The sequence below is a fragment of the Streptomyces sp. NPDC048057 genome (assembly GCF_040653095.1).
Lineage (GTDB): Bacteria > Actinomycetota > Actinomycetes > Streptomycetales > Streptomycetaceae > Streptomyces.
In genome coordinates this window covers 218,133-230,977 of the sequence record NZ_JBEZNF010000012.1, presented here as the reverse complement: position 1 = coordinate 230,977, position 12,845 = coordinate 218,133, and the positions used below count along the sequence as shown (strand labels likewise).

Annotated in this window: 10 protein-coding genes and 1 pseudogene; 8 read left to right on the top strand and 3 right to left on the bottom strand. The window is 73.4% G+C overall.

From position 1 onward, the window contains the following. Both AB0E05_RS16680 and AB0E05_RS16675 read left to right on the top strand, forming a co-directional pair. Nucleotides 1-128, top strand: a pseudogene (locus tag AB0E05_RS16680) (ABC transporter); the annotation flags it as partial. Then, nucleotides 125-916 (top strand): ABC transporter permease, encoded by a 792-nt coding sequence (locus AB0E05_RS16675; protein ID WP_361963864.1) that lies wholly within the window; start codon nucleotides 125-127, stop codon nucleotides 914-916. The pseudogene AB0E05_RS16680 and the gene AB0E05_RS16675, both read left to right, overlap by 4 nt. On the opposite strand, the gene AB0E05_RS16670 is transcribed toward AB0E05_RS16675, so the two are convergent. Next, nucleotides 837-3,971 (bottom strand): BTAD domain-containing putative transcriptional regulator, encoded by a 3,135-nt coding sequence (locus AB0E05_RS16670; RefSeq protein WP_361963861.1) that lies wholly within the window; start codon nucleotides 3,969-3,971, stop codon nucleotides 837-839. The two genes, AB0E05_RS16675 and AB0E05_RS16670, sit on opposite strands and share 80 nt — an antisense overlap. Before the next feature lie 344 nt (nucleotides 3,972-4,315). Here AB0E05_RS16670 and AB0E05_RS16665 point away from each other — a divergent pair, with 344 nt between their 5' ends. Together AB0E05_RS16665 and AB0E05_RS16660 are read left to right on the top strand one after the other, a co-directional pair. Then, nucleotides 4,316-5,227 (top strand): glycoside hydrolase family 19 protein, encoded by a 912-nt coding sequence (locus tag AB0E05_RS16665; protein ID WP_361963859.1) that lies wholly within the window; start codon nucleotides 4,316-4,318, stop codon nucleotides 5,225-5,227. Nucleotides 5,228-5,544: 317 nt separating this feature from the next. Then, the gene (locus AB0E05_RS16660; protein WP_361963857.1) at nucleotides 5,545-5,799 is read left to right on the top strand and encodes a DUF6332 family protein; all 255 of its coding nucleotides are present in this window, start codon (nucleotides 5,545-5,547) and stop codon (nucleotides 5,797-5,799) included. Nucleotides 5,800-6,254: 455 nt separating this feature from the next. Here the strand turns inward: AB0E05_RS16660 and AB0E05_RS16655 are convergent, their stop codons facing one another. Continuing rightward, nucleotides 6,255-7,910, bottom strand: coding sequence for a DUF6297 family protein (locus tag AB0E05_RS16655; protein WP_361963855.1), 1,656 nt, complete (start codon nucleotides 7,908-7,910; stop codon nucleotides 6,255-6,257). Continuing rightward, nucleotides 7,903-8,565: an ABC transporter ATP-binding protein gene (locus AB0E05_RS16650; protein WP_361963853.1), complete on the bottom strand. Its 663-nt coding sequence runs from the start codon at nucleotides 8,563-8,565 to the stop codon at nucleotides 7,903-7,905. The genes AB0E05_RS16655 and AB0E05_RS16650 overlap by 8 nt, the downstream gene beginning before the upstream one ends. 581 nt (nucleotides 8,566-9,146) lie before the next feature. Here AB0E05_RS16650 and AB0E05_RS16645 point away from each other — a divergent pair. The 4 genes from AB0E05_RS16645 to AB0E05_RS16630 all read left to right on the top strand — a co-directional run bounded on the left by AB0E05_RS16645 (nucleotide 9,147) and on the right by AB0E05_RS16630 (nucleotide 12,825). After that, the gene (locus tag AB0E05_RS16645; RefSeq protein WP_361963851.1) at nucleotides 9,147-10,319 is read left to right on the top strand and encodes a S8 family peptidase; all 1,173 of its coding nucleotides are present in this window, start codon (nucleotides 9,147-9,149) and stop codon (nucleotides 10,317-10,319) included. Nucleotides 10,320-10,543: 224 nt separating this feature from the next. Beyond that, nucleotides 10,544-11,059, top strand: a complete 516-nt coding sequence (locus tag AB0E05_RS16640; protein WP_361547264.1) for a lytic polysaccharide monooxygenase auxiliary activity family 9 protein — start codon at nucleotides 10,544-10,546, stop codon at nucleotides 11,057-11,059. Nucleotides 11,060-11,246: 187 nt separating this feature from the next. Next, nucleotides 11,247-11,456, top strand: a complete 210-nt coding sequence (locus AB0E05_RS16635) for a ferredoxin (protein WP_361963892.1) — start codon at nucleotides 11,247-11,249, stop codon at nucleotides 11,454-11,456. Then, nucleotides 11,440-12,825: an FAD-dependent oxidoreductase gene (locus AB0E05_RS16630; RefSeq protein WP_361963849.1), complete on the top strand. Its 1,386-nt coding sequence runs from the start codon at nucleotides 11,440-11,442 to the stop codon at nucleotides 12,823-12,825. The genes AB0E05_RS16635 and AB0E05_RS16630 overlap by 17 nt, the downstream gene beginning before the upstream one ends. Nucleotides 12,826-12,845: the final 20 nt, after the last annotated feature.

The window sequence follows — 12,845 nt, the reverse complement described above, 5'->3', positions numbered from 1 at the left end:
TCGACTGGCTCGACTCCACCGGCACCCAAGCCGACGAACTCACCCTCCACACCCCCGACCTCGACGACGTCTTCTTCGCCCTCACCAGCAACACCCACCCCAGCGCGTCGAAGGAGAGCGTCCGATGAACACCTTCACCCTCGCCGTCCGTGACTCCACCACGATGCTGCGCCGCAACCTCCTGCACGCGTGGCGCTATCCGGCGCTGACCCTCAACGTCGTCCTGACGCCGATCGTCCTGCTGCTGCTCTTCGTCTACGTCTTCGGCGACACGATGAGCGCCGGCATCGGAGGCGGCGGCGCCGACCGGTCCGACTACCTGGGCTACCTCGTCCCCGGCATCCTCGTGATGACCCTGGGCACCACCCTGGTCGGGACCTCGGTGTCCATCGCCGACGACATGACCGAAGGCATCGTCGCCCGCTTCCGCACCATGGCCATCCACCGCGGATCCGTACTCATCGGCCACGTCGTCGGCAGCGTGCTGAAGGCCGTGTCGAGCGTGACCGTCGTCGGCGCGCTCGCCGTGGCGATCGGGTTCCGCGCCACCGACGCCACCGTCCTGGAGTGGCTCGCGGCCTACGGACTGCTCGCGCTGCTCGCCCTGGCGCTGACGTGGATGGCGATCGCGGTGGGCATGGTCAGCCGGAACGGCGAGGCCGCCGGCAACAACGCGGTGCCGCTGGTCATCCTGCCGTTCGTGTCCAGCGCCTTCGTCCCCGTGGACACGATGCCGGGCTGGTTCCAGCCGATCGCCGAGCACCAGCCCTTCACCCCCGCCATCGAGACCCTGCGCGGACTGCTGCTCGGCACCGGGATCGGCAACTCCGGGTGGCTCACCCTCGCTTGGTGCCTGGCCCTGACCGCGGTCGGCTCGTCCTGGTCGACGTCGTTGTTCGACCGCGACCCGCGATGAGCGCCCGGGCCGCTTCCCGCAGCTCGTGACGTTCCAGGGCGGCGTACGCCGACACCGCTTCGGAGTACGCCGCCCCGTCGGCCTCCTCGGCTGCCCGCCGCGCACGCGCAGAGGACATGGTCGGCTGGAACTCGCGCAACACCCGCAGTCGTTCGGCCAGTGCGACCATCCGTACGCCACGGGTGTCACCGGCCGAGAGCCGGGCCACGCCGAGTGCGTGCAGCACCGTGCCGGCCACCGGAAGCTCCCCGGGCGTCGCCGACGGGCCGGACAGCAGTGCGTCGAGCCCCGAACGCAGCCGGTCGACCATCTCCCCGACGCGATCGAGCCGTCCCGCGTACGCATGCGCCGTCACCGCCACCGACTGGACCTGGAGCGCCCACGGGTCGAGCCCGGCATCGGCGGCGGTGACCTGCTCCGCCGCGCTGAGCCACAGCGCGAGCCCGTCCTCCACCTGCCCGCGGGCGAGGGCCAGTTCAGCACGTCCGCCGAAGTCGGGGGAGCCGTCACCCTCCGCCAACAGCAGCCACCGCTCGGCCTCGTCCCACGCGCCGCGCTGGAGGCAGGCGAGCGCGAGGCCCCTGCGGATGCCGATGGCGTCCTGCTCGTCGCCGAGCCGCGGCAGCGCCTCAAGCGCCGCCTTGAGATGCTTGTACGCCGCCTCGCCCCGTTCCGCGTGCAGCCCCATGTCGCCCAGCCTGGCGTACGTCATGACCTGCACGGACGGATGCGGAACCGACGCCAGTACGGCGGTGGTCCGATGGGCCGACGCGAGGGCGCGTTCGACGTCGTGCGCGTCCTCCCACACGTGGCTGGCGACGTACTCGGCGACCCCGGCGACCATGGGCTGGTCGCTGGCGCAGAGCCCGTGCAGCACGTCGTAGCCGGGCGGCACCATCTCGGGGACCGCGCCGAGCACCATCGCGGTGGCGCGCAGCAGGGTGTCCGGCGGTGCCGGGGGCAGCCGGCGCAGGGTGACCAGTTGGCGTACGGCTCCGGCGTGCGGTCGGTAGCCCATGAGCAGGCTCGCCGCACAGAGCACCGCGGCGGTGCGGGCGACGTCGACGTGCTCGGGGCCGGGACGGTGGTGCGACAGCGGCCGTCCGGTGTCGGCGGCGAGGGCGGCGAGCCGGGGGTGGTTGGAGTCGGTGGTCCACAGCGCGGCGAGGACCGCGGTGACGGCAGCGGTGGTGGGCCCGTCCGCGCGGGCCAGGGCGTGCCGCAGGGCCAGGACGAGGTTGTCCTGCTCGGCCCCGATGCGTTCCCAGGCGGCCAGTGGTTCGGGACCGAAGAGCACGTCGTGGTGTGCGACGCCGAAGTCCCGGGCCCAGCAGAGGAATCGGTCCACGGCCGTCGCGTCCTCGCCCGCCTCCGTGCGGCGGGCGGCACTGAACTCCCGGATGGTCTCCAGCATCCGAAACCGTACGCCGGCCGGCCCGTCGACGACGGTGAGCAGGGACTGCCCGGCCAACTGCTCCACCAGAGAAAGCGCGTGCCCGCCGAGCACGTGTTCCGCCGCCTCGGCGCAGAAGCCGCCCGGGAAGACGGAGAGCGTGCGCAGCGCCGCGCGGGCGTCCGGTGCCAGCAGGTTCCAGCTCCACTCCACCACCGCGTGGAGCGTGCGGTGGCGCGCCGGCGCGTCCCGCGCTCCGCCGCGCAGCAGGGCGAACCGGTCCCCGATGCGGCGGGCGACCTCCGGCACCGACAGCACCCGCACCCGGGCCGCCGCCAACTCCACGGCGAGCGGCAGCCCGTCGAGGTGCCGACACACCTCGGCCACGGCGTCCGGCGGCAGCGCCACACCGGGCCGGGCGGCCCGCGCGCGCTGGGCGAACAGCTCCACCGCGGTGTCGTGGGCCAGCTCCGGCAGCGCGTACACCGCCTCCGACGTGAGGTCCAACGGGGCACGGCTGGTGGTCAGCACCCGCAGGTCCTCGACGGCCGCGAGCAGGGTGCGTACGAGATCGGCGGCGCCCCGGACCACGTGCTCGCAGTTGTCCAGCACCAGCAGCACGGGCCCCGGACCGAGCGCGCGGAGGATCCCGGGCAGCAGGTCGGCCGTACGGTGCCGGCCCTCGCCCGCGCCGAGCGCGGCGGCCACCTCCGCGGCCACGTCCCCGTCCGCGCCGACGCCGGCGAGCGGTACGCAACGCACCAGGCGCTGCCCGGCCCGGCGGCTGACGGCGTGCGCGAGCCGCGTCTTGCCGAGGCCGCCGGGGCCGAGGACGGTGACGGCGCGGGAGGCGTCCAGCAGCTCTTCCACCGCCGCCACGTCCGCATCCCGCCCCAGCAGCGGGTTCGGCTCGTGCGGTACGCCGTACCTGCCGACCGGTGCCGTGCCGCGCAGCAGCTCCTGCTGGACGGCTCCGAGCGCCGGGCCGGGATCCGTACCGAGCTGGTCGCGCAGTTCGCGCCGGTACGTCTCGAACCGCGTCAGCGCGGCCGACGGGCCCGCCGTCGCGGCCTCGCAGCGCAGGAGTTCCGCGAGCACCTCCTCGTCGCGCGGACGGTCCGCGGCGGCCAGGGCGAGCGGTCCGGCGGCCTGTGCGTGCCGGCCGAGCCGGGCGAGCGCGAGCGCCCGCGTCCGGACGAGTTCGTCGCGTACGGGCGCACGTGCGGCGCGCAGCTCCGCCACGGGGTCGCCGCTGTCGCCCGTGTCACCGGGGGCGTCCTCCCACAGCGCGAGCCCTGCTTCCGCGGCGGCCAGCGCAGCCGCGTGGTCCCCGGCCCCGGCCCGGTCGGCGCTCGCGGCGGCGTGCAGCAGCAGCGCGGAGCTGTCGACCCGTTCTTCGGCGAGCGCGAGCCGGTAGCCGACCGGGGTGGTCACGAGGACGTCGGGCCCGAGGTGCGCCCGCGCCCGGGACACCAGGACCTGCAAGGCTTTGGCCGGCCGTTCGGGCAATGCGTCCGGCCACAGTCCGGCCACGAGCCGGTCGGTGCTGCACCCCCTGCGCAGGTCGGCCGCGAGCAGGGCGAGGAGTCCGCGGAGCAGGGGAGCGGTGACCTCCTGCCCGCGATGGGCGACGCGCGACAGCAGGGTGAGGTCGGTGGTCACCCGAGCAGGTTATGCGGTGCCGACGCGGCGCGTCGGGCGGCCTGCTCGCGACCGCGGCCGCTGCGTCGGACCCCCGGGGCCGCACGACCGCCCGTCGGGTCGCCAGATCCGCTGGTACCCGGTTCCCAGGAGGGCGGCCCCGGACCGCGGTACCCACCCACCTGCTAACCGGCCCTGAAATGGAGGCAGTTGTTTCAGAAATAGCATTGGTCTATACCTTGACCGCGCCCCACCCGGGGCGCTTGGGTGTGCGTAACCACCCCCCAACACGGTGTGTCTGGTCGCCCCGGTGTCCCGCCGAGGCTGTCAGGCATGCCCACGGACGCACGAAAGGTCACTGGACCGTGCTCAAGACCCGAATGAGAGCCCTGCTGGCCGCCGTGCTGGCGGCGGGCTCGCTGCTGGCGACGGCCCTGGTGCCGACCGCCACCGCCGCCCCCTCGACCTCGCCGGTGGACGAGTGCGCCGTCGCCCCCGCCTGGGCCGCCGGCCAGAACTATCGAGTGGGCGACATCGTCAAGTACACCGACGGCAGCATTTACGTCGCCGAGCGGGCCAACCCCGGGTACAACCCGGTGGTGAGCACCTACTACTGGGACCCGTACACCTGCGGCACGGGCGGCAACCCCGACCCGAACAGCTTCGTGGTGAGCGAGGCGCAGTTCAACCAGATGTTCCCGCGTCGGAACCCCTTCTACACGTACAAGGGCCTCACCGACGCCATGAAGGCGTTCCCCGCGTTCGCCCACACCGGCAACGACACGATGCGCAAGCAGGAGGCCGCGGCCTTCCTCGCCAACATCAGCCACGAGACCGGCGGGCTCTACTACATCAAGGAGATCGACGAGCGGAACTACCCGCTCTACTGCGACCGCAGCCAGCCCTACGGCTGCCCCGCGGGCCAGGCCAAGTACTACGGCCGCGGCCCGATCATGCTGAGCTGGAACTTCAACTACAAGACCGTGGGCGACTGGCTGGGCATCGACCTGCTCAACAACCCCGACCTGGTCGAGACGGACCCGGCCATCTCCATGATGACGGCGCTCTGGTACTGGAACACCCAGGACGGCCCCGGCCCGGTGACCGCCCACGACGCGATGATCAGCGGCGCCGGCTTCGGCCAGACCATCCGTGCCATCAACGGCGCGCTCGAATGCGACGGCGGCCACCCCGCCCAGGTCCAGAGCCGCGTCAACCGCTACAACAACTTCACCCAGATCCTGGGTGTGCCGGCCGGTGCCAACCTCTCCTGCTGATCCGGGAGCACGACGGACCGTCACACCACCAGCCGCCCCGCTCCTGGGGTCGGGGCGGTGAACCGGTGACGCCGTGAAGAACGGCCACGGGGGCCGGGAAGTCAGCTGCCCCGCACGGCGCCGCAGCGCGTGCGGGGCACGTCCTCGGTGATGTCCGGCGGTCGGCCGTGGTGCAGGGCCCTTCCAGCGGGCTCGCCCGGGCCGGCCGCCGACGACGTCATGAGCCTCGACGCCGCAGCAGCCCAACTCCTGGGCCAGGGCCACGATGCCAGGATTCCCCCAGCCGAGGGCCTGACGGTCTGTGCGAAGCTTGCCGCATGGACAGGGGTCGGGAGTCGCGGTGGGAGAAGGACGCGATGACGGTCGAGATCATGTTCGCCCTGGTGACGGCCGCCGTCCTGGCTGCGGCCGTGTTCGGCGTGCTCTTGGTGCCCGCACTGCTCGTCGGCGTCTCCGAGCCCGTGGGCAAGGGCCTGCTCGTGGTGGGGAAGGTGCTGGCCGCCCTTGCTGCGGTGTGGCGCGTGGTGCAGGTGCTGCTCCGCTTCGACGTGCGTCGACGTCAGGGACGCTGACCCCGGGCGCGGTTGTCGGCGGCCCGGCCCGAGGGCTGCGGGAGCACTGCGCCACCGCCCGTACTTCCCGGGACGCTACCCCGACCACCGCCGGGTGCGGGCCCCAGGAAACTGGTGCCGCCACCGCAGCACTGCTCTCGACCGCCGCCCCGGCCGCCGTCGCGGCCGAGAGGGAGCGGACCGCCTCCACCTCCGCCTCCACGAGCGTCTGGCGGAACATCGCGGTCACCGGCAACTTCACCATCCGGGACGACGAGGGCTGGTCCGCCGGCACGTACTGCAGCGGCTCGCTCGCCTCCGAGGGCTGGGTCAACGAGGTGCGTCAGCCCTCTCTTTGGTGGTCCACCACCTGCGGCGGCGAGATACGGGTCGAGAAGCACGTCTCCGCCGAGACCGACGCCTCCGGCGGAGTCCGGGGGCAGCGGGGGTACCCGGCTCACCCCGACGCCCGCGGCTCATCCGCCGCGCATGGTCCTGCGCGCCGTCCTGCCGAGCCACCACGCCATCCCCGCTCCGACCGCCAGCGGCCACAGCAGGCCCAGGGCTCCCAACTCGGCTCCGCGCAGCGGGCCGTCCACGGCGGCCAGGGAGCCCAGGGCCACCAGGGGGCCGCGGGCCTGCCACAGGAGGGCGCCGAGCGGGCCCGTGTCGCCGAGCGGGGTCATCGAGCCGATCATCAAGTGGACGGGGACGGGACCGCGGTACGCGCTCACCAGCGCGGCACCGACCAGTGCGGGCACCAGCGCCGGCAACACCAGCAGCCGGTCCGACCAGACGCCCGCGCCCGCCGCTGCCCCGGCGCCCACGGCGAACAGGGCGAGCAGCACCGCGGACGGCACCAGGCCGTGCCACAGCGCCAGCACCCGGGCGGGCCACGGCAGGTGCACCGAGCGCCGGATGTCGTCCGTCTCCAGCCGGGCCGGCTCCACCAACTGGGCTGCGGCCAGATAGCCGGCCGGCAGCGCCAGCAGCAGGACCGGAGCGGGGACGTCGTCCAGGCACAGCAGTCCCCCGGTCGCCGCCGCCCAGACCATCGCCCACACGAGGCGACCCGGCGCCCGCAGCAGCGCGGTCGCGTCCCGCCAGGGGACGAGGAGCCAGGTGTGGCGGGGGAGGGGGAGGCGTACGGGGATCGCGGCCCGGGGGCGGGTGGCGCGTACGGCCGCCCGCGCCTGCCGCAGGTCGAGGGAGTACAGGGAAGCCTGGACGCGCAGTGCGGTGCCGGCCTGCTTGCGCAGCACCCGGGTGGGGATCCGGGGGGCCGCGGCAACGCCGATCCGGCCGGCCGCGACCAGGACCAGGGCCGACAGCGCGACGCCTGCCCAGCCGAGAACCGACGGCGGGTCGCCGTCCACCACGGCGGTCAGCGGCAACGCGGCCCAGCCCCACGGCCCCGACCACGGCACGACGTGCTCCGCGGCCCACGGGCCGTGCACCAGCGAGACGCCGGCGAGGAGCCACAACGACGTCACCACCGCCCACGCCGTCAGCCTGATCCACGACCGGCGCGCCAACCCGCGCTTCTCGCAGTGGCACTGCACCGCGGTGGCCAAGGACGTCCCGACGAAGCCGACCGTTGCGCCCGCGACCGCTCCCGCGCCGGTCGCGACCCACCAGGAGCCCGCCCCGACGGCGTGCAGCAGGAATCCCCCGACGGCGCCGACAGCAGTCGCGACCGAGGTGTTGGTGACCGCGGCGACGACGAAGCGGGGCAGCAGCAGGGCGCGGCGCAGCACGGGTTGCGGCAGCAGCCACGACAGCGCGGCCCGCTCCAAGAGCACCGGCCCCTGCCACAGGGCTCGCGCGGCCATCAACAGGGTCGCGGTGGCCAGCACGGCGGGCAGCGTCGTCGGCAGCGCCGACAGCACCCGCTCGGCCACCGCCCCCCGCAGCCGGCCGTCCGAGCCGGCGTCCGCCGCGGCGAACAGCAGCGGCAGTCCCCAGATCACGAACAGCAGCGCCGTGCAGTACAGGGTGTACGCGATGCTCTTGCGGCGCTCCTCGCGGCGCGGCGAGCGGACCAGGCGCAGCCGTGCCAGCACCGCGTCGGTGGCACGTCCGGCGTCGGCCTCGTCCAGCGTCGGAACGGGACGCGTCCCCTGCTCAGTCACCGGATCCGCCCGCGACCAGCAGTCCCTCGCGGGACACGGTGTACTCGACGTCGGCCACGGCGTCCGCCAACGGACGGTTGTGGGTGGCGAGGAGCACGGCGGTGCCCTGCTCCTTCAGCCACTGCACCCGCTCGGTGAGCCGGCGGCGGGCGTCCGCGTCGAGCCGCTGTTCCGGCTCGTCGAGCAGGAGGAGTTCGGCGGGCCGGATGAACGCCTGGGCCAGCGCGAGGAGTTGCGTCTGCCCGGACGACAGCTGATGCGGCAGCGCGTCGGCGCGCGCGGTCAGACGGTGCTCGGCCAGCACCTCGTCCACCGCGGCGTCCGCCTCGTCGGCCAGGCCGTGTGCGAGGGCGACGAGCATCAGGTGCTCGCGGACGCTGAGGTCGGGATAGCCCGTGCCGGTGTCCATGACGGCGGCGACGGCGGCGCGTACGGCCCAGTCGTCCTCGTCGACGGCGGTGCCGCGGAGCGTGACGCGGCCCGAATCCGGCGCCTCCCGCCCGGCGGCGAGCCGCAGCAGGGTGGACTTCCCCGAGCCGTTCTCGCCGAGCAGGACGACGCACCGGCCGGCGTCGACGCTCAGGCTGACCCCGTTGAGGACCGACTGGCCGTCGTATCCGTGCTGCACGTCCGTGAGCTGCAACAGGGCGCTCATGACGCCGCACCGGAGAGTGCGCCGGGGCGCAGTGCGCCGTGGGTGCCCGCGGGCAGATCGTCGTATGCACTCCCCATGGCGAACGAGCCTAAAGGATGCGCCTTCCGGGTGGATCAAGGGAGCGGCGGGCTGGCCGGAAGCGAACGGCGAGGAGGGGGGCGTGGGGCCGTCCGCGGCCGGGCACAAAGACAGCAGTATCCCGGTTCGGTCATGCCCATTTCAACCATGGTCAACGGTGAGTTGACGGGGTATCTTGTCGATCGCACTGCGGACACGGAGGTCCGATAAGCGGCGACCCCGCTCCCGAACCACCGTGTCGGAACACGGCTCTGACCATCCGTCACGAGGAACGGGCGGTCGGGCCCGACGGTCCTCGTCGCCGTCCTCCCGCCGTCGTTCCGCCGCCGTGTCGCGCACCACCATCACCGCCGCCGTCGTCGTGCGGCGAGCTGTTCCACCTTCCGCGCCCGAGTCCGGTTCGTCCGAGGGTTCCCCAAGACCTCTCTGCGGCCCGGGTGCGTTCCCCCGCTCCCCGGCCCGCGGCACCCGTGCGGCCGGACGACGAAAGGTGTCAGCCCTCCATGCGCAGAACCCACCTCGGCGGCGTCGCCGCCGGCACCCTCGGTCTCGCCCTGCCGCTCGCCCTGATCCCCTCCACCGGCTCGGCCGCCCCCGCGCCCGCGCCCACTCCGCTGGTCGCGGTCGCCGAAGCCCCGACCGCCAGCGAGATCAAGGGGAAGTACATCGTCACCGTGAAGGCGGGCGTCGACGCGGCGGCCGTGGCCAAGGCGCGGTCGATCGCCACCGACTACGTGTACGACGAGGTCATCAACGGCTTCGCCGCCACCCTCACCCCGACGCAGCTCACGGCGCTGCGCGGGGACGCGCGGATCGCCTCCATCGAGGAGGACCAGCAGACCGCGTCCGCGGCGACGCAGAACAACGCGCCCTGGGGTCTGGACCGCATAGACCAGCGCACCGGGCGCAACACCACGTACACCTACAACGGCACCGGTGCCGGCGTCACGGCGTACATCATCGACTCCGGCATCTACACCGCCCACCCGGACTTCGGCGGCCGGGCGCGCAACGTCTTCGACGCCTTCGGCGGCAACGGCCAGGACTGCAACGGGCACGGCACGCACGTCGCCGGCACCGTCGGCGGCTCGACCTACGGCGTCGCCAAGGGCGTGCAACTGCGCGGCGTGAAGGTGCTCAACTGTCAGGGTTCCGGCTCCTTCTCCGCCATCATCGCCGGCTTCGACTGGGTCCGGCAGAACGCCGCGAAGCCCGCGGTCGCCAACGCCTCCCTGGGCGGCGGCTACTCGGCCGCCCTCAACAACGCCGCCACCGCGCTGGCGAACTCCGGCGTCCACACCACGGTCGCGGCGGGCAACAACAACCAGGACGCCTGCAACTACTCCCCGGCCAGCGCGCCGAACGCGCTCTCCATCGCCGCGTCGGACTCCGGCGACAACAAGGCCGGCTTCAGCAACTTCGGCCGGTGCACCGACCTGTACGGCCCGGGCGTGAACGTCACCTCCACCCGGATGGGCGGCGGCACCACCAGCATGAGCGGTACGTCGATGGCCGCACCGCACGTCGCGGGCGTGGCGGCGCTCTACAAGGCGGCCAACGGCGAGACCGCCAGCACCACGCTGAACAACTGGCTCATCAACAACAGCACCGCCAACGTGATCCGGGGCAACGTCACCGGCACCCCGAACCGTCTGCTGTTCAAGTCGACCCTGTGACCGCCTGACGTGATGTTCATCGGCCCGATCACTGAACCCGATCGGGCCGATGCACGTTAAACCTATTGACTGTTCACCATCAATAGGGGGTATGGTCCAGACCAAATGGGCTCGACGACGGCCCTTCCGGGGATCCCCCGGCGGCTGGTGCCCCACGCCCGCCGCCGTACCGGCCGTCCGCCGTCGCGCCCCGCACGCTCCTCCCCACACTTCAAGGAGCTGACATGCAGCGAAGCAAGAAGTTGGCCGTCGCCATCGGCGCGGGTGTCGCCCCGCTCCTGGCGGTCATGCTGCCGGCCAACACGGCCAGCGCACACGGGTACATCTCCTCCCCGCCGAGCCGCCAGGCGCAGTGCGCAGCCCGCACGGTCCCCTGCGGGGACATCAAGTACGAGCCGCAGAGCGTGGAGGGCCCCAAGGGACTCCGCAGCTGTAGCGGTGGCAACGGCCGCTTCAGCGAACTCGACGACGACGGCAGGGGCTGGAAGGTCACCGACGTCGGCCGGTCGACCACCTTCAACTGGCGCCTGACGGCGCAGCACGCCACCAGCACGTGGCAGTACTACGTCGGCGGACAGAAGGTCGCCGAGTTCAACGACGGCGGTGCCCGGCCGGGCGCCACCGTCTCCCACTCGGTGAACTTCGGCGGCGCGAGCGGAAAGCAGAAGGTCCTCGCGGTGTGGAACATCGCCGACACGCCGATGGCCTTCTACGCCTGCATCGACGTCAACATCCGCTGACCGACCGCCGGCCGGTCACGACCGACCAACGGCAAACGGACCGCCCCGGGCCCTTCGCCCGGGGCGGTCGCGCGTACGGCCATCGGAAGTGCGCTGCGTTCGATCTCGGCCGCGCCGAGCGGGAGGAATGGGGAGGAAACGTATCCTCTTGCCCGTTCGCCGCCGAGCGGAGGAGCAGCAGCGCGTGATGCGGATCGTCGTCGACCTCAATCGGTGCCAGGGCTACGCCCAGTGCGTGTTCCTCGCCCCGCGGGTGTTCGAACTGCGCGGCGACGAAGCGCTGGGGTACGCCTGCGCACCGGCTCCCGAGGAGTACGAACGGGTCCGCAGGGCGGCCACGGCCTGCCCGGTGGGCGCCGTCTCCATCGGGGAGCCGGCCGGTGCCGACGGTGTCTGAGGCCGTACCGCCGGGCGCCGCGGACGGCCGGATCGTCGTCGTCGGCGCGTCACTGGCCGGCCTGCGGGCGGCGGAGGCGCTGCGGGACGCCGGGTTCACCGGGTCGCTCACCCTGATCGGGGACGAGGACCGCGCCCCGTACGACCGGCCGCCGCTGACCAAGCAAGTGCTCTTGGGCCGGGTTGCGGCCGAGGACACCGGGCTGCCGCGCCGCCGCCCCCTCGACGCCCGCTTCCGCCTCGGAGTCCCCGCGTCCGGCCTCGACGTGGCCGCGAAGAAGGTGCTGCTCGCGGACGGCGAGAAGGTGCCGTACGACCGGGTCCTCATCGCCACCGGGACGCGCGCCCGGCCCTGGCCCGACGGGACCGAGGCCCGGCTGGACGGGGTGCTGACGGTCCGTACGGACACCGACGCCGCCGCCCTCGCCGAGCGTCTGGACGCCGGGCCGCGCCGGGTGCTGGTGATCGGAGCGGGGTTCACCGGATCCGAGGTCGCCTCCGCGTGCCGGGCGCGCGGCATCGACACGACCGTTGCCGAACGCGGCCCGGCGCCCCTGGTCGGAGCCCTCGGCGGCCGGCTCGGCTGCTTCGCCGCCGACGTGCAGCGGGCCCACGGAGTCGACCTGCGCTGCGGCGTGACGGTGACCCGGCTCGTCGGCCGCGGGGGCCGATTGACCGGCGCCGAGTTCTCGGACGGGCGGAGCGTCGAGGCGGAGGTCGCCGTGGTGTGCCTGGGGGCCGTGCGCAACGTGGAGTGGCTGGACGGATCGGGCCTCGCCGCCGGAGCGCGCGGCCTGGCCTGCGACGCCGGCTGCCGCGCCTTCGACATGTACGGCATCGTCACCGACGACGTCTTCGTCGCCGGCGACGTGGCGCGCTTCCCGCACCCGCTGTTCGAGTACCAGATGCTCTCCCTGGAGCACTGGGGCAACGCCGTCGCACAGGCCGAGGTCGCCGCGCACAACATGGTCAGCGCGCCGTCCCACCGCCGTCCCCATCTGACCGTGCTCGCGTTCTGGTCCAGCCAGTTCGGGCTCAACATCAAGTCCGTCGGGGTGCCGACCTTCTCCGACCGCGTCGTCTTCGCCCAGGGATCGCCGGACGAGGGACGCTTCGTCGCGGCGTACGGCTACCGCGGTCGCGTCACCGCGGCCGTCAGCGTCAACCGCGCCAAGTGGCTCGACCACTACCTCGCCCTGATCGAAACCGGCGCGCCCTTCCCGCCGCGCGGCGCGGCCGACCAGGACCCGGCGGCGGTGCCGCTGCCCTCCGAGGTCCCCGACCCCGCACTGCTCTCCCACGGCCCCACCGTCGCCCTCACCGGCCATGCGCCCGACCGGCGGCTGACGCTGCTGAGCGGCGAGACCTGAGCACGGCACCACCCAGGAGC

What these genes read in the sequence shown, in the direction of transcription:
- AB0E05_RS16675 (WP_361963864.1), top strand. Translation starts at nt 125, where the DNA reads ATGAACACCTTCACCCTCGCCGTCCGTGACTCCACCACGATGCTGCGC.
- AB0E05_RS16660 (WP_361963857.1), top strand. Translation starts at nt 5,545, where the DNA reads ATGGACAGGGGTCGGGAGTCGCGGTGGGAGAAGGACGCGATGACGGTC.
- AB0E05_RS16650 (WP_361963853.1), bottom strand. Translation starts at nt 8,565, where the DNA reads ATGAGCGCCCTGTTGCAGCTCACGGACGTGCAGCACGGATACGACGGC.
- AB0E05_RS16645 (WP_361963851.1), top strand. Translation starts at nt 9,147, where the DNA reads ATGCGCAGAACCCACCTCGGCGGCGTCGCCGCCGGCACCCTCGGTCTC.
- AB0E05_RS16640 (WP_361547264.1), top strand. Translation starts at nt 10,544, where the DNA reads ATGCAGCGAAGCAAGAAGTTGGCCGTCGCCATCGGCGCGGGTGTCGCC.
- AB0E05_RS16635 (WP_361963892.1), top strand. Translation starts at nt 11,247, where the DNA reads ATGCGGATCGTCGTCGACCTCAATCGGTGCCAGGGCTACGCCCAGTGC.